Here is a 17,562-nt window from a genome sequence, read left to right as displayed (position 1 = left end):
ACGCGTGGCAGGATCAAGCCCAGCTCAACCGTCGACGAATGGGCGAATGGCGACCAGGTTATCGAAGAAGGTCGCTCCTCCGCCCATGTCGGCGAGCGCGGAGGAGGTGGTGCTATTGACGTTCGTCTGACCGGGACTGAGCTTATTCCAGTGGATTCCCGTGGCAACGACGACCCCGGGACGGACCTTCCCCGTCAGCGCCACTCGCGAACGAAACTTGCCACGGTCATTATAGACCTCAACCCACTGTCCCTCGACCAGCCCCAGGCTCTCGGCATCGGCCGATGACAGTTCGATGGACGGTTCGCTCGCCAGACCGCGATGACGCGGATCGTCCGCGAAGGTCGAGTTCAGGAACTGCGGTCGAGGCGGACTCAAGAGTTGAAACGGAAAGCGGGCCGCGAGCCCAGGGTGAATTTGCGGATCCTCGTGAGGCGGGATATAGGTGGGGAGCGGGTCGAAGCCGTCCCTTTTCATTCGCTCAGAGTAAAATTCGCACTTGCCCGACGGCGTCGGAAATCGCCCTTCGGCGAAGGGTACGTACTGATCGGGCAGATTCAGCCGGATCGATCCTTCGGCTTCGAGCCGTTCGAGCGTAATCCCCTGAAGCGAAGGCCCCCCGTCGAGCGCTTGGCGCATCAAAGTCTCGTCATCGGGAAACAGTTCAGGCGGAAATTCAAGACGAGCCGCAAGCGCCCGGAAGACGTCGTTATTGGATCGACATTCTCCGACAGGAGCAATTGCAGGCGTATTCAACATCACGAAATGATGTCCATAAGAACCATGAACATCGACATGCTCGAGTTGGGTCGTCGCCGGGAGCACGATATCCGCGTAGTCGACCGAATCGGTCGGAAACTGTTCGTGGACGACAGTGAAGAGGTCGTCGCGGAGCAGGCCTGCTGTCACTTTCGCCTGGTTGGGGGCAACCGCTGCGGGATTGCAATTATAAACATAGAGAGCCTGAATCGGGGGGCCGGGGAGTTCGCCGGCCAGGGCCTCGGCCAATTGATTCATGTTGATCGTTCGCGTCCCCGGTGGGGAGAGATCCGGGCGAGTCAACCGGCGCGGGTCGAAGTCATAGACACCGCTGGTGGAAAGCAGGGCTCCCCCCCCAGGATATCGCCACGAGCCGATCAAGGCGGGTAAACACGCGATTGTCCGCACTGCCATTCCGCCTCCACCGTGGCGTTGGAGGCCGTAATTCAGGCGGATCAATGACGGTTGTTCCTGCGCAAGTCGGTGAGCCAGGCTTTCAAGCGTCGAGCGATCGACCCCGGTAATCGCCACCACGCGTTCGGGAGGGTAGTCGGCCAGGACTCGCGTCCGAAGTTCGCCGGCGCCGACGGTGCCGCGTTCGAGAAAGTCGTCGTCCTGGAGCCCGTCGCGCCAGATCACATGCATAACCCCCAGCGCCAGCGCTGCATCCGTCCCTGGCCGAGGCTGAATGTGCCAGTCGGACCGCTCTGCGGTCGGGCTGCGGTAGGGGTCGATCGTCACGATCGTCGCGCCGTTCTGCCGCGCCTGGATCATCAGGCTCCACAGATGACTGTTGGTGTTGACCGTATTCGATCCCCAGTTGACGATGAAACGGCAGTGGGGCACCGCCATGGGATCGGCTCCCAACCGCCCCTGGCCAAGCGTATATTCGTATCCGGCCGTTCCGGCCGACGCGCAGATCGTGCGATCGAGGATCGTGGCCCCAAGCCTATGGAAGAAACGGCGGTCGAGACTGCTCGACTGGAGCTTTCCCATCGTGCCGTAGTAGCTGTACGGCAGAATCGCCTGCGGCCCGTCGGCCGAGCATGCGATCTGGGTAAAACGGCGGGCGATCTCGCCGAGCGCTTCCTCCCAACTGATCCGCTCGAATCGCCCTTCGCCTTTTGGCCCGACCCGGCGCAATGGATAGAGAAGTCGATCCGGACTGTAGACCCGGTCAAGATACCGGGCCATCTTCTGACAGAGAAAACCACGAGTGAACGGATGGTCGGGATCGCCTCGCAACTCGACGGCCACACCTCCTTCTACCGTGACGAGCATGCTGCACGTGTCGGGGCAGTCGAGATGGCAGACACTCTTGGTCACGTTGCGAGCCGTGGTCGTCATCTGAGAAGAACTCCACCGGATCCGTCGTCGAGCGCGGGGATCGACTTCGTTGAGAGCCGTGATCAGGTTGGTCAGGAATTGATCCTACCCGTCGGTAACGATGGCGGGGTTACTCTTCCTTCTGAAAGTATGTTGACGGGACGGCGAAATCGACCTGAGAGGATTCGCCGGTCCACACGCTTTTTTCCCCGTCGTCGTGCCGATTCATGCTACGGGGCCTCGCATCCCAGATTTTAACGGCTCCATCGTGGCTACACGAGGCCAGCATCATTCCATCCGGCGAGAATGCCAGGTCGTTGATCTGATGCCCATGCCCAGAGAGGGTCATCAACTCTTGCCGAGTGACCACGTCCCAGATATGGATGACCCGAGAAACGCCGGCGGCTGCGATGATTGCCCCGTCCGGCGAGAAAGTCAGTCCCAGAAGCGTACCGTCATCGCAGTGAATTCGCCCACTGATGGCTCCCGTAGCCAAATCAAAAAGGATGATACGTCCCGACTGGTCTGCGGTCGCGAGCATCGAGCCGTCGGGCGAGAATGCGATCGCCATAAAATTACTCGTGCCTTTGAAAACGGATCGCTGCACCCCGGCGGCGACGTCCCAGGTCCGGAATGTTCGGTCGTTGCTGGCCGAGGCCAAACTCTGTCCGTCCGGTGAGAAGGCGACCTGATACACCGATTGCGTATGCCCCGAAAAGAGCGATCGCAACCGACCAGTCGCCGAGTCCCATAATCGGATCTCGCGGTCAGATCCGGCCGTCGCCAGGAGTGAGCCGTCGGGACTGTAAGCGACCGTGCGGACACCTTTCGTGTGGCCGACAAGCGTAGTCCGCAGGCGCCCGGATGCTGAGTCCCATACCTTGACATTATTTTCGCTACAGAGCGCTACCGAAGCGAGTGCATGGCCGTCCGGAGAAAAGGCCAGAGCAGAGACAAGCCCTTGGTGTCCTTCCCATCCCCTCAACTTTCGGCCAGTGGCCATGTCCCAAAGCTTGATCCTCTGCGGCTCGTCGGTATCATCACTGCCCGAGGCGAGAATTCGGCTGTCTGGGGAGAAGGTGACGGCCCACGCCTCGTCAGAATGACCGGCTAAGGAACGTGGCGTCTCCTCGTCGGCCTGGTCGGGAAACCATCGGCAGATATCAGTGGAGCATGCCAGATACAGCGAGCGGCCGTCGGGGGAGAAAATGGGCGTCTGATAGATTCCGGTGCGGCCTGTAAACGTTTTGAGTAAACGCTTGCTGGAAACGTCCCAGAGCGTTACTGGCCCCTTCACTCGGCCCGCATCCCGGGTGGCTAGGGCAAGCCAAGATCCATCCGCCGAAATCGAGAAATCTGGATCATACGCATCGTTGATTTCTTTTAATTCCAATATATCCCATTGATTATTGGTTCGCTCCCACAGATAAATCGGTTCGACTCGCGGTTTTCCCTGGGCGGCCATGATCTGAGATTTGGCGTCAAATTCGGGAAAAAAGGTAAATTCCTTGGTTCTGTCCCTTTCTAACTCGACGCCCGATTCTGTCTCGAAGATCCTTGCGCCTTGGATCGAATTGGAAATCGCGAGAAGCTGACCGTCTGCCGAGAGCCCCCCAACGAAGCCAGGATTCTCGAAATCGGTCAGCACACGGCGGATCAACCCCGAATTCACGTCACGAAGCTGAAGTTGCCCAAACTGCAATACTCCAAAAATTCGACCGCGGGGTGAAAAGCAAGCCTGGCTAAGTTGCCTCACCTCGCAACGAGGTTGAGGAGGCGAGCGACCGGGTCCCAAAGTCCAGATGGAAACAGAGAGCGTCGCATCAGGCTCAGCCCATAGGATGTAAAACGCTTCTCCCCCCGCGACAAAACCGGCTCCAGCAAGGCGTCCGGGTTTGGGATCGAACACCGTACGAGAGCGACAGAGACCGGTGATCACATCCCAGATCACGACGGCAGGTCCGAGATCGCGATTCGGCGATGGTAGTTTTCGATCGAGCTCATCCTGGTCAGACTCGACTGTCAGCAAGTAGCGATTGTCAGGTGAAAACTTCGGTGGATTCCCTGATCGCAAGGGATTTTTGCCTTGCAAGCTCTTTCGGAGTTGCCCTGACTCTGTATTCCAGAGGAGCATTTTTCCCGCCGAATCAACCGTGGCGAGCGCACGGCCGTCGGGGGAAATTGTCATGAAATCAACCACATCATCATGCCCGCGCAACAGGACGATCTCCCTGGTGGCCTGCCGCTGGAGATAGTGCCAAGCGAAGTTCCGAGGGTTGATGCCGTCGGGTCCCGCCTTGACATCATTCAGGATCTCCTGAGTCCGTTCCATTTGCCCTTGATCGAGGGCCTGTTCGGCCAGGCGGATCTGGGCATTGTCCAGGTGACGGTCAGCGAACTCTTGTCGCTCTTGTGCGAACTGCTGTTGTTGATTGGCGGCCCTCGCATTGCGATCAGCCCGCGCGACCTCCTTTTGAAGCCGGTCGATGTAGATGCGCAGCCGAGCATTCGACCAGGACAGGCCGGCGATCGACGCACCCACGAACATGAGCATCAGGGTGGCAGCCATTGCCACGAACGGCCAGCGACGTCGCACCCACTTCGACGCTCCGTCCACCGGTGAGGGTCTCCGTGCGAGGACGGGGCGGCCCTCGAGGAACCGCGTGAGGTCCTCGGCAAGCTCCTGCGCCGTGGCGTAGCGACGGCTGGGCTCATTTGCCATCGCCTTCGAAACGATCGTCTCGAGATCGATCGGGATCGCCGGGTTCAGACGCCTCGACGGGACGGGCGTTTCCTGGATGATCCTCAGCAGCAAGTCCTGGCGATCGTCACCGCCGAAGGCGGGGCGGAGCGTGAGCAACTCATAAAGGGTGGCGCCCAGCGAGTAGATATCGGTGCGGTGGTCGATCAGGCCCGGCCGTGCCAGGGCCTGCTCGGGGCTCATGTAACGCAGGGTCCCGACCAGGTCGCCGGTTCGCGTCTGCTCGCAGTCGCCTTGGAGACGTGCGAGGCCGAAGTCGGTGACCCAGAGGTGGCCGCGAGCGTCCACGAGCAAATTCGCCGGCTTGATATCGCGGTGCTGAATCCCGAGGTCGTGCACATGCGCCAATGCCTCGGCGGCTTGTCGGCCCAGCCCAGCGGCGGTGCGGAAGAAGGCACGTCCCCGGGTTGGAGGAAGCGAAGGGGATGAGCTCGTCCGCTCAGTTCGGGGCGGTGCCACTTCGGACTCGCAGGCCGTCGCGTCGGCGACGACCTCCTCCCGTCCCCCAGGAAAGGGCAGACTCTCCAGCAACGAGCGGGTCACGTCGCTCACGACAACGGTCTCTTTCACCGTTCCCCGCTCGTCGAACTGCCTCAGTTCACGATTAACATCAGCCAGGGTGCGGCCTTCAATGAGCTGCATCGCGAAGTAAGAGACGCCCCGGTCGCGGCCGACGGAGAAGATCGGCACGATATTCCGGTGGTTCAGACTGGCCACCGCCTGAGCTTCGAGCTGGAATCGCTTGAGCTGGCGAGGGTCCAGTGCGGCCGCAATCGGAAGAACTTTCAAGGCCACCCGACGGCCCAGCGGGACCTCGAGCGCCTCGTAGACGACCCCCATGCCTCCCCGGCCAATCTCGCGGAGGAGGTGGAACTCACCCAGGATCCCCTGCCCCACCCCAAGGTCAAATCCCGGCGCAAAGACTTGATCCACAGATGTTCTCAGATCGGCCATCATCGCAATGGTGGGCAGTAACCGGCGGAGCTGATCGGCTTTCTCCGGATGTTCCCGGATGTATTCCTCCAGGTTCGGAACCTCGCCGGCCTGGATGCGATCCGCCAGTTCAGCAGCCCATCTCGCCAGGATCGAGTCGTCCTCTCCCAACTTATCATCGCCTGCCGATTCACCGATATTTCCATCAATACTCATAGCTCACCGTCGCTGCCAAGTTCCTGAATCAGGAATCCAGTGATGGTGGGGTGGTGCTGGACGACCCACTCCCAACCGCTCTGTCTGTGCCACGGAAAGAGGAGGATCGAAGAGTCTTCGCGTTGCGGAAGGGCACTCGGGAATCGCGCCGGCCAGATTCGCTTGAAGTGAATCGATGGGGTCGAAGGAAACGAGTCGGCCGTCACTGCAAACGATCATTTTCCGTATGCTTCGGTCTTGCCATCCGCCCCAGGGCAAACCTTAAAGGGCGACCCATCGCGGCCCCGGGCAGAGTTGGAGTCGTACCTTGGGCTGGGTGGTGGGAGACTTTATCCTACCCGCAGGTTGCAGGTCCACAAGTGTGCGGTCGGACCGCTTTCGAGGTCGCCGCACTGCGAGTCTGGGCGATCCGGCATCGCAACCCGAAGCCGGCGATCCGGGTGCTGATTCGCCGCTCGCTGGCGAATGTCCGAAACGTCCCCCGCCCCACGGAAGTCTCGGCAGGGTCCGTTAGAGACTTCGGAGGGCAGTTGGTGTAAGTAAATGATTGCACCGGCGGATCAGGACAGCGACAGTGAACGATCAAAAACGGACGTCATCCGGGCGAAACCGCAAGTCGCTTGACAAAGCCCCAGAGGCATGCGACTTTCGAAAGTGCTCTGACCTGCCACGCTGCTGACGACCCGCCTACTGGGGACACACCCAGGCCCGCCCGAGTTCGCCGGTTTGCGTCCGGATCGAAGGAGACCCTCCCCATGGTTCGCAAACCTATCGGCCTTGCTACCGTTATTGGTCTGACCTTGAGCGTGCCAACCTGGGCCGCGCCTCCTGAGATCAAAGGGACAGCGCCCTTTGGCGTTCAGAGAGGCATCGTCTCAGAGGTCACGATCACGGGAGGAAACCTCGCAGGCCATCCCGAGTTGATCGCCCCGTTCCCCTTCGTGGTGACCCCATCCGAGACGCCCGGCTCAGATGCCGCCAACTGGAAGCTCAAAGTCACCGTAGCTCCCGAGACTCCCATCGGTACTTACCCGATCCGGGTGCGCACTGATGATGGTCTCTCCAATTCCTTTCTCTTCACGGTCGGCCAGCTCCCGCAGGTCACCGAAAAAGAAGACAACAGCGCGTTTGCCACCGCACAGGCGATCGCAGTTCCTATCGTCGTTGAAGGCCAGGTGGCAGGTAATGACGTCGACTTCTACCGCTTCCCGGGTAAGAAGGGGCAGCACATTGTTGTCGACGCCCAGTGCTCACGGATCGGGTCGGGAGTCGATCCGTCGATCCGCCTGACGACGGCTGGCGGAAAGTACGTGGCCTCGGCCGATGACTCGGCCGGCCTGGTCACTGATGCCCGAATGGCAGTGATCCTTCCCGAAGACACCGATTATGTAGTTGAGATCTCCGACTCCCGCTACCAAGGGGGAGGACGGCCAGTCTATCGCCTCATCCTGGGCGCAGTGCCGATGGCCGAGGAGATCTATCCGATCGGCGGCAGAAACGGAGAGACGGTCGGCTTCGAACTCCGCGGAGGAACCCTGCCCGGCCTCCACGTCATCGGTGCCACGGTAAACCGACAGCCCGACGGCGAAGTCTACCAGATCCGTGCCATCGGTTCCGCGGCTCCCGGCGGAACACCGCTCGAGGTTGAGTCGCTCCCTCCCATGGACGTCAGCCAGCTTCCTGAGCTACGTGAGCCGACCGACGCGTCCCCGGCCTCAACCCCGCTTCGTGCCACGGCTCCGGTCGTCTTCAATGGTCGGATCGACCCGGCGGGCGACGAAGACCGCTTCAGCCTGGCCGTTACCCCCGGACAGGTTCTCAAGATCGAGGTCGACGCGGCCGAGAATGGCTCGGCGCTCGACGGCGTACTCCAAGTGCTCGGCGCCAAGGATGCGGTCCTCGCCACCGCGGATGACACGACGATTCCGCCTCAGGGGGGGAAGAAAGGAAAGGCGGCCGGGATCATCACACCCGACCCTTCTCTGAACTTCACCGTACCGGCGAACACGACCGAGATCACCTTGGCGCTGCGGGACCTGGAATCTCGAGGAGGCGTCGGCTTCCCCTACCGAATCACGGTGGATCCGGTCACTCCGACCTTCGAGATCGCATTGAACGATTCTCAAATCAGCATTCCCAAGGGAAGCACGGCACTCGTCGGCGTGGCCGTGAAGCGACTGGGATTCAACGGGCCGATCACCCTGAACATCGCCAATCCTCCCACCGGACTGACCGTACGGCCAGGGACTGTGGCCGATGGCCAGGCGGTCGGCACGTTCTCGGTCTCGGCCAGTGCTGACGTCGCCTTCGGCGCCGTTTCGCTCAACGTGGTCGGACAGGCCCAAGGACCAGCCGGTCCGATCGTCGTGACGGCAAAAAAGGATATCCTCTTTGCCCAACAAGGGACCTTACCCACCTACGTCGTCACCCAGGTCGGGCTGGCCGCGGCCCCTGCGTTGCTGAAGGCTTTGACGCTCGATGCGCCGGCCGAACCGATCGAGGTGGTCCATGGATTCGGAGCCGCGGCACCGATCAAAGTGACGCGAACTGCTGGGGCCGACGCAGAGTTGGCGGTCACCCCCCTCCCTTTGCCCCCTGGCCTCGCGGTCCCGGCCGCGAAGGTCGCCGCCAAGGCCAACGAAGGAAACGTGCCGGTCAACGCGGCCGTGGAAACCCCCCTGGGAGCGATGACGATCGGTCTGACCGCCAAGGGAACCCTCGACAAGGTCGAGCAGACATTCGCCATTCCGGCTGTGACCCTGAATGTGGTCCGCCCCGCCGCTCTGGAGTTAGCCGCCCCGGCAATTGAAGCCAAGGCAGGATCGACGATCGAGTTGAAAGGAAAGGTCGTTCGTAAGGGACCTTTCAAGGAACCGGTGACCGTGAAAGTCAACGGCCTTCCCGCCGGCTTGAAGGCTGAGCCGGTGACACTCACGCCCGACCAGTCGGACTTCACCATCCCGGTGATTGCCGATGAGAAAGCTGCCGTGGCTCAGGCGACGGCCAACGTCACGATCGCGTTTCAGATCAACAAGAAAGACTATCCGACGCCGGCCGTTCCCCTCGCCGTGAAAGTGATCGCGAAGTAGTCCGACCGCTCTTGCCTGGAATTGATCCCGCCCTCCTCTCTCGATTCGTGCTGCCAATAGGAGCCTCGCGATGCCTCGACTTCGCCCGATCGGTCTCTCCTTTGCCTTGGGGCTCGCACTGGCCATTCCGGCGTTCGGGGATGACGCTCCGAAAGCAGCCGCGGCCGTGGCTCCAACCGAGCCCGCGGCTGCGGCGGGCCCCGTGAGCTTCATGAAGGACATTGCGCCGATCTTCGTCCAGAATTGCATCGCCTGCCACAATCAAAAGAAGTCGGAGAGCAAGTACACGATGACCACGTTCGCCCAGTTGGCCAAAGGCGGCCAGCAGGGGGACGGGATCACCCTCGAACCCGGCGATCCGGATGGGAGCTTCCTGGTCGAGCTGATCCGTCCCGACGGCTCTCCCCGGATGCCCTACAAACAAGATCCTTTGCCCGCGGATAAGGTTGCACTCATTGAACGATGGGTCAAGGAGGGGGGCAAGTATGACGGGGGAGCGCCGACCGAAGACTGGACCGCCGTGCTTCGCAAGAATACGCCCATCGTGATCCCGGAGGCGTATCCCGTCCCCGTCGCAATCACAGCCCTTTCGTTTAGCCCTGACAGCCAGGTTGTCGCAGCCTCAGGTTTTCATGAGATCACACTCTGGAAGGCCGCGGACGGTGCCCTTGATCGTCGCCTGACCGGGTTGGCCGAACGAGTCTACGAGGTCGCCTTCAGCCCCGATGGCAAGTGGATGGCGACTGCCAGTGGCGATCCTGGCCAGTTCGGTGCGGTTAAGCTCTGGCTCGCGGAGCCAAACGGTGGAGGGAAGCCCGTTCGCGACCTCCTCGAGAGCATCGACTGCGTCTTCGCGGTCGCATTCAGCCCGGATAGCAAGCTCCTGGCCGCCGCCGGCGCCGATCGCGCCATCCGGATCTGGGAGGTCGAATCGGGCAAGGAAATCGCGTTGATCGAAGACCATGCCGACTGGATTTTCGACATCGCGTTCAGCCCCGACGGCAAACGACTCGTCAGCGCGAGTCGTGACAAGACGAGCAAGGTCTTCGACGTCGTCAAGAAGGAGTCGATCGTGACCTTCCCCGGTCACGCGCAGACCGTCTATACGGTCGCGTTTCATCCCAATGGCAAGCACGTTTACAGCGGCGGAGAAGACAACCTCATCCGATTCTGGGCCCCGGACGAAGACGGTAAGCAAATCGGCCAGATCGGTGGATTCGGCGGGCCGGTGTTCCGGCTTCAATTTACGCCGGACGGCAAGCAAATCCTCGCCTGCGGCTCCGACAAAACGGTACGCGTCTTCAACGCGGAGAACCGGGCCGTCGTCCGCGCGCTCGCCGGGCATACCGACTGGATCTACACCTTCGCCATCTCCCCGGATGGCAAGCAGGTCGCGTCGGGAAGCTGGGATGGTGAAGTCCGCCTCTGGAACCTGGCCGACGGTAAACCCGAGCGGACCATCCTTGCCGCTCCCGGTTACAAGCCGGCCGCCAGCGTCCAGGCCGCCGCCAAGTAAGAAGCCATAAGAAGATATGCGTCAGGGCCAGGGTTGCTTTCCGCAACCCTGGCCCTCTTTCGATCCGGGATGTCTCGGTGGGCTTATTCCGCCTCCGACGGCATCACGCGAACGCCTCCTCGATCGGCTCCGCTCCCTCCACCAAAGCCAACGACTGACCTTGTCCCAGGTCTTGGGACTCACTGGGGTCGATCCCGAGGCTCCGGTACATCGTCGCCACCAACTCGGCCGGCTGGACCGGACGTTCGGACGGGCTGGAGGCAAAGCGATCGCTTGCTCCAATCACGTGACCGCGCTGCGTCCCTCCTCCGGCAAGGACGGCACTCCAGACGCCTGGCCAGTGATCGCGACCGCCCCTGGCATTGAGCCGTGGGGTCCGGCCGAACTCGCCGGTCGCGACCACCAAGGTTGTCTCGAGCAGCCCGCGCTGCTGGAGGTCGTCGAGCAACGCCGAGAACGCCTGGTCCAGGGTCGGCAAGACTTCCGCCGCGTAGTCGTCGAGCGTGCTGAATGGCTTCGTCCCGTGGCAATCCCAGCTGATCCGGTTGAACACGGTTTCAAACATATTGACCGCAACCACCCGGACACCTGATTCCACCAGCCGCCTTGCAAGCAAACATCCTTGACCAAAACGAGTCTGACCGTAGGACTCGCGAACCGAGGCCCGCTCACGACTCAGGTCGAAGGCCTTGATTCCGGGCGATGAGAGTTCCGTCCGAAGATGGAACGGCTCGCAGGCTCGGCCGAGGTCGCCGGCAGTCTGGCCGTGCGATACGTTGACTCCCGTATGCCCGATCGGGCCGGGGACAACCACAAATGGCGGCACGCCGCTCTTGGGCTTCGACAGCCTCGCCACGACCGAGCCGACGTGCGGATGCTCTTCCCCATGGCGACCAAGTCGGCCGGTCTGAACCAACTGGTGACCGGTCTCATGGATCGGCGCGGCGTCATGATGCATGGATCGAATCAGGGTAAGCCGATCCATTCTTTGTGCCATCCGAGGCAAGTACTCGTTGATCCGTACACCCGGCACGGCGGTGGCAATCGAACCGAACGGCCCGCGAACCTCTGACGGCGCCTCGGGCTTCGGATCCCAGGTTTCGAGCTGACTCGGCCCACCGACCAGCATCAACAAGATCAAGGCCCTGTCGCCACCGGCCCCAGAGGTCATCGCCCGACTCAGGTCGGGACAGGCCAGCGCCAGCGCTCCGCCTCCCCCTGCCCGAAGCACCTCGCGGCGAGTCAGACCCAAACCCGTTTTGTTTGGCCTATTTCCAAACGTGAGCATAAAATTTGCCTTTGGTTATTTGGAGTACCGAACCGGCGGGGACCATCGAGCGATGTGCCTTAAGATACACCTGCGGTTGGGTCCGCAACAGCCAGAACACCCCTCCACTGACTACTGGCATCGGTCGGGTTATCGGGGTTATCGGGATTTTACCAAAAATAAGGAGCCCAGGTAGTTTCGGCAGCCTAGACTGGATAGTGATTCTAAAAAGGTCGATATGTAGGGAGGGCAAGACGCAGAGGAGCCTGCGATCCCCGACGTCGGGACTTGATCCCCGACGAATGCCACGGATCTGAACCAAGGAGGGTAACCGAGATCATGAGACATCACGTCCTACGTTGGGGTCTAATTCTCGGAGTCATCTATTGGGGGGGTGTTCGTCAAACGAGAGCCCAGGGTCCCACAATCGAAGAGGGAAGTTTAGCCGAGCCGGGCTCACGTGATTCGATGCTTCCTGACGCCCCAGGGTCAGGCGGCGGCGGGCTGGGTAACAATCCTGGCGATCTCGGACAGATTCTCGGGGGACGGCCAGGGGCTTCAACGCCTCGAATCCCGACCCTTGCCGTGGACCCGACGCAGGCTCCTTCGCCGACGTCGCTCCAGACGGGCATCAGCGCCCCCAAACCGCGGCCCACACCTGAGGCCCCCTTCTATGGGTCGCTGTCACTCCCCGAGGTTTTGGAGGACGAAGGTCCCCCAGGGGGATTGAGCCTCGATGCTGCGATTGACCGGGCGTTGCGCGAGAACCTCGACCTGCGCGCCAAGTTTTTCGAGATCCCCCAGGCTCAGGCCGATATTCTCCAGGCCGGCCTCCGCGCCAATCCCATCCTCTACGCTGACGGCCAGTTGATCCCGTACGGTCAGTACAATCGGGCCAATAACGGCGGGCCGGCGCAGTTCGACGTCAACGTCACCTACCCGGTCGACGTCTCCCGCAAGCGCCGGGCGCGGGTCGTGGTCGCCACCCGGGCCAAGCGGGTGCTCGAAGCGCTCTATCAAGACGCCGTCCGCATGCGGATTGATGAACTCTACCAATCCTTCATCGATGTCCTCGCCGCGCGACAGACGATCCGGTATGCGGCCAAGAGTGTCGAGGGGCTCGACAAGCTCCTCGAAGTCGAGCAAAAGAAATTCCAGCAGGATGTCACGACGCGGGCCGAGGTCAAACGCGTCGAGATCCAGAGGGATTCCGCGAGGATCGGCCTCCTCGATGCGGAAGAGCAATATCGCAAGACCAAGCGGGCCCTCGGAACCATTCTGAACCTCTCCCCCGCCGAGGTGGAGTCGCTTGAGGTCCAGGGGACGATCTTCGATAAGTTCTCCCCGCCTCCCCTGGAAGAGCTCAATCGGATCGCGCTGAATGTCCGCCCCGATATCGTCTCGTACCGCCTGGGAATCCATCGCGCCGAGGCAGACGTCAAACTGGCGCTGGCGAACCGATATTCCGATGTCTTCGTGCTCTTCCAGCCCTATACGTTCCAGAATAATACGCCGTATGGCCTGAAGAGCCCGCACTCTTGGGCCTTGGGTGTGACTGCACCGCTGGCGATCTTCAATCGCAACCAAGGGGGAATCCAGCGCGCGAAACTCAACGTGGTCCAGACCCAGGTTCAACTGGCGACCATTGAGCGTCAGGCACTGACCGAAGTCGCTCAGGCCTACCGCGAGTATGAGACCTCGCTCGAAATGGTGCGGAAGATTGAGAAGGACATCCTCCCCGACGCCGAGATGGTCCTCAGCGACTCGCGTCGTCTCTTCTTCGGCGGCGAGAAGGATGTGACCTACTACCTGAATGCCCAACGTGACTACAACGACCTCGTGAAACAGTACCTCGATACCATGGTCCGCCATCGGCGGAGCATGCTGGCACTGAACACCGCGTTAGGGCATCGGGTCTTGCCGTGACCCCGAACAATCGGGGACGCTGCATCGCACCGAGAGAACTGCGCGTCGAATCAGGTTGATCTGCCACGCGGTTCTCACTGATTTGATTTGGAAATCAAGCTCCACTCACGCATCAAGCCATCAAATTCTTAACGACCTTGGCCAGCGCAGCCCCGGTGTCGGTCAGACTGTAGAAGTTGTTCTTGCCTTGGCGACGAGGGGCAATGATCCCACCGTGCCGGAGCAGAGCAAGGTGATGACTGACCGCGGGCTGGCTCTGGTTCAACTGGTCACACAACGCCCCCACGTGACGCTCGCCATCGGCAAGGATCAGGATCACCTGAAGTCGCGTGGGATCGCTCACATGCTTCAGCAAGATCGAGGCACGGCGGGCCTGCTGGAACCGCTGATCCACCGTCTTGACCGTTTTCGACTTGCTCGTAGCAGCCTTGGTTGTCGCAACCTTGGGATTTGTCTTTGTGGCCATGGGAGAGAACTCCTGCATTGGGTATGTCGGATGTGAAAAACGAAGATCGGTGGATCTTCCCACCCGAGGCGATCGGAAACACCGAAAGAGCAGCGGGACCAATTCGTCCCGGGAGAATGGTGTGCAGTATGAAGAAAGAGGGGGAATGCAACACCAACGAACAATCATCGAGAACAACGTCGTTCCCAACTCTTATCGTAGACTATCTAATGTCAGTGCCTAGGTGAAATTTATGACAACTTTGGTGTTTAAGGACATTTAACTTCTTTTTTTACACATTCGACCAGAATTTGCAATCGTTATGGATTTTGATTCGTCGTTTTAACGCGAGTGCCGGTGCCGAATAGTTTCGGACATTCCGCCATGATCGCGCGTGCGAATAAGAGAATGCGACGAGTGTAACTCGGGTGTGGATTTCGCAAGAGCCTTCTCTCACCAGTTCGGCTTTAGAGTCATGCAGAGAAAGCAGGCACACTCTCATGCAAACATCGAAGACATGAGCGTGGCGAACCGGACATGGTGTCCGCCTCACCTCTGGCAACCAGGTGGGTGCTGTCAATCTGCGATGACGATATGAGGTTCAACTTCCATCAATACGGGATGACCGGCAGCAAGGCCGGGATGTCAAGGAGGGAAACGGATGAGGCATCGCAGCCGACCTGGCTTCCGGCCGGCCCTTGAAGGGATCGAGGCGCGCACACTTCTTTCAACAATGTCCAACTTACTGAGCCATTCCCAAGCGAAACAGGCCGCCATTGCATCCCAGGCGGCAACCGACCCGGACGCGTTACCGCCGAACCCGTTGTACTTCCCGACAGGGCAGCCAACGCGTCATGAAATCGCTCGGCAACGATTCGTCGCCAAGTTCGCCGGCCCCTTCACCGTCGGTGCGGGCCGTTTTAGCAGCGAGGCGCAGCAGCTTTATCTGAGAGGAAGTGGAGGATCGAACCAATTCCTTCATGGCGACACTCAGCTGGCGATCATCACACCGACTGATCCGTCCCAGCCGCTCGGAGGCTCGATGAGCCTCTTCGATCGCAATATCAACACGAACAGCTCACTCGGGTTCGAGTTGACCGCAAATCCCGCCACCGACCTCGACTCGGCCGGCCGGCCCGTGCGCTTGACGATCACGCAACTCGATAGCAACGTGAGCGGCGGCGTCTACGCAGGGGCCATCGCCGAGGGGACCGTCGAGATTCGTTACAAGCCAAGCGCACCACGCTCGCGCAAGGTATTTAGCCAGGGCACCGCGCTCGTCACGATCCGGGCTCAGATCTATACGGCCGGGACCGGTTCCATCCTCAGGAACACAGACATCGATCCGGGCGGTCCCTCGCAAGGAGGTCCGAATCGGTGAGCCACGGCCGTGGCTCAGCGCGTTCAGGGATTCGGGGTAGGCGGTGAGCCGGACGGTACCAAGCGGGCGATGAGCTTCAGGAGTTCCGAGGCTTGCAGGTTTTTCACCGCGTTGCCCACTTCGAGTTGTGCCAGCCGCCCCTCCGCATCAATCACAGCCGTGCAAAGGTTGTGGATGATTTCCGTGGAGGTCGGGCCGTATGTCAATCCGAGCGGCCCGGCCACCTTCGCGAGTTCCTCGTGCGAGGCGACCGCGAAACTCCAGAGCGGCGGCTTTGCCCCCTGGATCTCGGCATGTTTGCGGAGAACCTCCGGGGTATCGTGCTCAGGATCGAAGCTGATCGAGAGCAAGCGGACGCGGCTCGAACGCTCGGGTGAGGCCGCGAGCTTGCCGGCGAGCTCCGCGAACTTGCGATCCATCAACGGACAGAAGTCCGGGAGTGGGCAACGCGTGTAGATAAATGTCAGCGCCACAATATTACCGCGCAATTCCGAGAGCTTCATCGTCCGCCCTTCCTGGGTCGTCACGGCAAAGTCCGGAACCAGATCACCGATTTCCAATCGTTTGGGCGACTCGCGAATCGTCAGGTTCTTCATCGAGAGCGTCAGCTTTTTCGGCGTTGCCAAGGCGGGGCGAGTCACCACCAAGGTGGTCAACTCGTAGTCCTTCACGACCTTGCCTTCCTTCTCGACTTTCAGGTCACCTTCCACCTCATCGCCTGGCAGAATATCTTCCAGGAGGGCATGATCCTTCAGGGTGAATGGCATCGTCATCGCATTCATGAAACCTGGAATGGACTCATGAGCAATGACGACTTGGCCTGACTCGGGCGTGACCCGCTTGACGATGCCCGCCAATTTGTAGTGGGTGACAGTCGGTGGGGGCGACGTGGTCTTGGCCGCCACGCTGGGGGCCTCCGCGGCCGGAGGTGTTTGCGACGTACAACCGGCCGTCATCCCGAATGCGACGAACGTGCAAAGGCGAAGGAGAAATGATCGCTTCATGGCATGGACTCAAGAGGAAGCGGGACCGCGACTCGGTGTGATGCTGAACGGGAAGGTCTCGTCGATCGGGCTGTTGGCGATCTCCTCGAGCGCGACGGCAAGTCGCTCGACGACGATCTCGGTTAACGCTTCCCCTTTGGCGGCAGTGGCCGGACGAGGGTCTCCCGCCCCCGAATTCGTGGTCAAGAGGTGCCAGGCGCGGGTGATCTCGATCCAACCTTGATTGACCGAATCGAACCGAGAGGGCTGCATCGTCCCGGGATCGGCCTGCTCCATGGCCACGAGGTCGGGGTGGTGGGCGAGGATCATGCTCGTCTCCATCTCACCCGCATGGTCCCCCGCGTCCTCGAAGATCAACTTGTAACGGTCCGCCGCAACCTTGTACCAATGGCACAGAAAAAGCTGAACCGGGGTGGTCCGATGGAGTTCACGAAGCACCCATTTCAGGTCGTTTCCTCCATGCCCGTTGAGCAAGAGACACTTGCGGATCCCGTGGGCCGCCAGTGACTCCACCAGGTCGGTGATCACCTGTGCGACCGTCGACGGGTTCAGGTTCATCGCCAGCGGGAACCGCATCTGATTCGTCTCAGTGCCGTAGGGAATCGCCGGCAAAAGGACGACCCGAGCGCCCCGTTGGTGGGCTCGTTCACACGCCCGCTCACCGATCAGATTGACCTGGAGCGTATCCGTCCCATACGGCAAGTGAAGGTTGTGCGGCTCGGTGGCTCCCAGGGGAAGCACGGCGAGATCGAAATTCGATTGTGCTTTGATGATTCCGTAGTTCAGGTCGGCGAGAACCCAGGGACGTATCATGATTTCAGCGTCGGGATGAGGTAAGAAGACGGACGGCTCGCCGACGCGCAAAGCCAGACAATCGGCCTTCAGACCTTCTCCTCGGTCGTCTCCAGTGCCATTGCGGACCTTACGGCCAGTCCGGTA

At 60.8% G+C, this 17,562-nt stretch carries 10 protein-coding genes; 4 read left to right on the top strand and 6 right to left on the bottom strand.

The window, feature by feature from the left end; translation table 11 throughout:
- Positions 1–24: 24 nt before the first annotated feature.
- Positions 25–2,106 carry a molybdopterin-containing oxidoreductase family protein gene (locus tag V5E97_RS14230; protein WP_406699979.1) on the bottom strand — a complete coding sequence of 694 codons (2,082 nt, stop codon included), beginning with the start codon at positions 2,104–2,106 and terminating at the stop codon, positions 25–27.
- 109 nt (positions 2,107–2,215) lie between these two features.
- Complete coding sequence (locus V5E97_RS14225; RefSeq protein ID WP_406699978.1) at positions 2,216–5,995, bottom strand: protein kinase domain-containing protein; 3,780 nt, start codon at positions 5,993–5,995, stop codon at positions 2,216–2,218.
- Positions 5,996–6,750: 755 nt separating this feature from the next.
- On the opposite strand from V5E97_RS14225, the gene V5E97_RS14220 reads away from it, so the two are divergent.
- Both V5E97_RS14220 and V5E97_RS14215 read left to right on the top strand, forming a co-directional pair.
- A complete protein-coding gene (locus V5E97_RS14220; RefSeq protein WP_406699977.1) occupies positions 6,751–9,084 on the top strand; it encodes a hypothetical protein in 2,334 nt (777 codons plus the stop codon).
- Between the two features lie 70 nt (positions 9,085–9,154).
- A complete protein-coding gene (locus V5E97_RS14215; protein WP_406699976.1) occupies positions 9,155–10,600 on the top strand; it encodes a c-type cytochrome domain-containing protein in 1,446 nt (481 codons plus the stop codon).
- Between the two features lie 103 nt (positions 10,601–10,703).
- Here the strand turns inward: V5E97_RS14215 and V5E97_RS14210 are convergent, their stop codons facing one another.
- Positions 10,704–11,852 carry a DUF1501 domain-containing protein gene (locus tag V5E97_RS14210; protein WP_406699975.1) on the bottom strand — a complete coding sequence of 383 codons (1,149 nt, stop codon included), beginning with the start codon at positions 11,850–11,852 and terminating at the stop codon, positions 10,704–10,706.
- Between the two features lie 483 nt (positions 11,853–12,335).
- Here V5E97_RS14210 and V5E97_RS14205 point away from each other — a divergent pair, with 483 nt between their 5' ends.
- The gene (locus V5E97_RS14205) at positions 12,336–13,793 is read left to right on the top strand and encodes a TolC family protein (RefSeq protein ID WP_406699974.1); all 1,458 of its coding nucleotides are present in this window, start codon (positions 12,336–12,338) and stop codon (positions 13,791–13,793) included.
- Positions 13,794–13,905: 112 nt separating this feature from the next.
- Here V5E97_RS14205 and V5E97_RS14200 read toward each other — a convergent pair whose 3' ends face one another.
- Positions 13,906–14,259: an ArsR/SmtB family transcription factor gene (locus V5E97_RS14200; protein ID WP_406699973.1), complete on the bottom strand. Its 354-nt coding sequence runs from the start codon at positions 14,257–14,259 to the stop codon at positions 13,906–13,908.
- Between the two features lie 640 nt (positions 14,260–14,899).
- Between V5E97_RS14200 and V5E97_RS14195 the strand changes: the two genes are divergently transcribed.
- Positions 14,900–15,619, top strand: coding sequence for a hypothetical protein (locus tag V5E97_RS14195; protein ID WP_406699972.1), 720 nt, complete (start codon positions 14,900–14,902; stop codon positions 15,617–15,619).
- A gap of 23 nt (positions 15,620–15,642) precedes the next feature.
- On the opposite strand, the gene V5E97_RS14190 is transcribed toward V5E97_RS14195, so the two are convergent.
- The gene (locus tag V5E97_RS14190) at positions 15,643–16,623 is read right to left on the bottom strand and encodes an SCO family protein (protein WP_406699971.1); all 981 of its coding nucleotides are present in this window, start codon (positions 16,621–16,623) and stop codon (positions 15,643–15,645) included.
- A gap of 9 nt (positions 16,624–16,632) precedes the next feature.
- The gene (locus tag V5E97_RS14185) at positions 16,633–17,436 is read right to left on the bottom strand and encodes a creatininase family protein (RefSeq protein WP_406699970.1); all 804 of its coding nucleotides are present in this window, start codon (positions 17,434–17,436) and stop codon (positions 16,633–16,635) included.
- Between the last annotated feature and the right edge of the window lie 126 nt (positions 17,437–17,562).

Origin of the sequence: Singulisphaera photorubra, assembly GCF_045290345.1 — a bacterium.
Classification (GTDB): Bacteria; Planctomycetota; Planctomycetia; order Isosphaerales; family Isosphaeraceae; genus Singulisphaera.
This window is presented reverse-complemented; position numbering and strand designations above follow the sequence as displayed.

What these genes read in the sequence shown, in the direction of transcription:
- V5E97_RS14230 (WP_406699979.1), bottom strand. Translation starts at nt 2,106, where the DNA reads ATGACGACCACGGCTCGCAACGTGACCAAGAGTGTCTGCCATCTCGAC.
- V5E97_RS14225 (WP_406699978.1), bottom strand. Translation starts at nt 5,995, where the DNA reads ATGAGTATTGATGGAAATATCGGTGAATCGGCAGGCGATGATAAGTTG.
- V5E97_RS14220 (WP_406699977.1), top strand. Translation starts at nt 6,751, where the DNA reads ATGGTTCGCAAACCTATCGGCCTTGCTACCGTTATTGGTCTGACCTTG.
- V5E97_RS14215 (WP_406699976.1), top strand. Translation starts at nt 9,155, where the DNA reads ATGCCTCGACTTCGCCCGATCGGTCTCTCCTTTGCCTTGGGGCTCGCA.
- V5E97_RS14205 (WP_406699974.1), top strand. Translation starts at nt 12,336, where the DNA reads ATGCTTCCTGACGCCCCAGGGTCAGGCGGCGGCGGGCTGGGTAACAAT.
- V5E97_RS14200 (WP_406699973.1), bottom strand. Translation starts at nt 14,259, where the DNA reads ATGGCCACAAAGACAAATCCCAAGGTTGCGACAACCAAGGCTGCTACG.
- V5E97_RS14195 (WP_406699972.1), top strand. Translation starts at nt 14,900, where the DNA reads ATGAGGCATCGCAGCCGACCTGGCTTCCGGCCGGCCCTTGAAGGGATC.
- V5E97_RS14190 (WP_406699971.1), bottom strand. Translation starts at nt 16,623, where the DNA reads ATGAAGCGATCATTTCTCCTTCGCCTTTGCACGTTCGTCGCATTCGGG.
- V5E97_RS14185 (WP_406699970.1), bottom strand. Translation starts at nt 17,436, where the DNA reads ATGATACGTCCCTGGGTTCTCGCCGACCTGAACTACGGAATCATCAAA.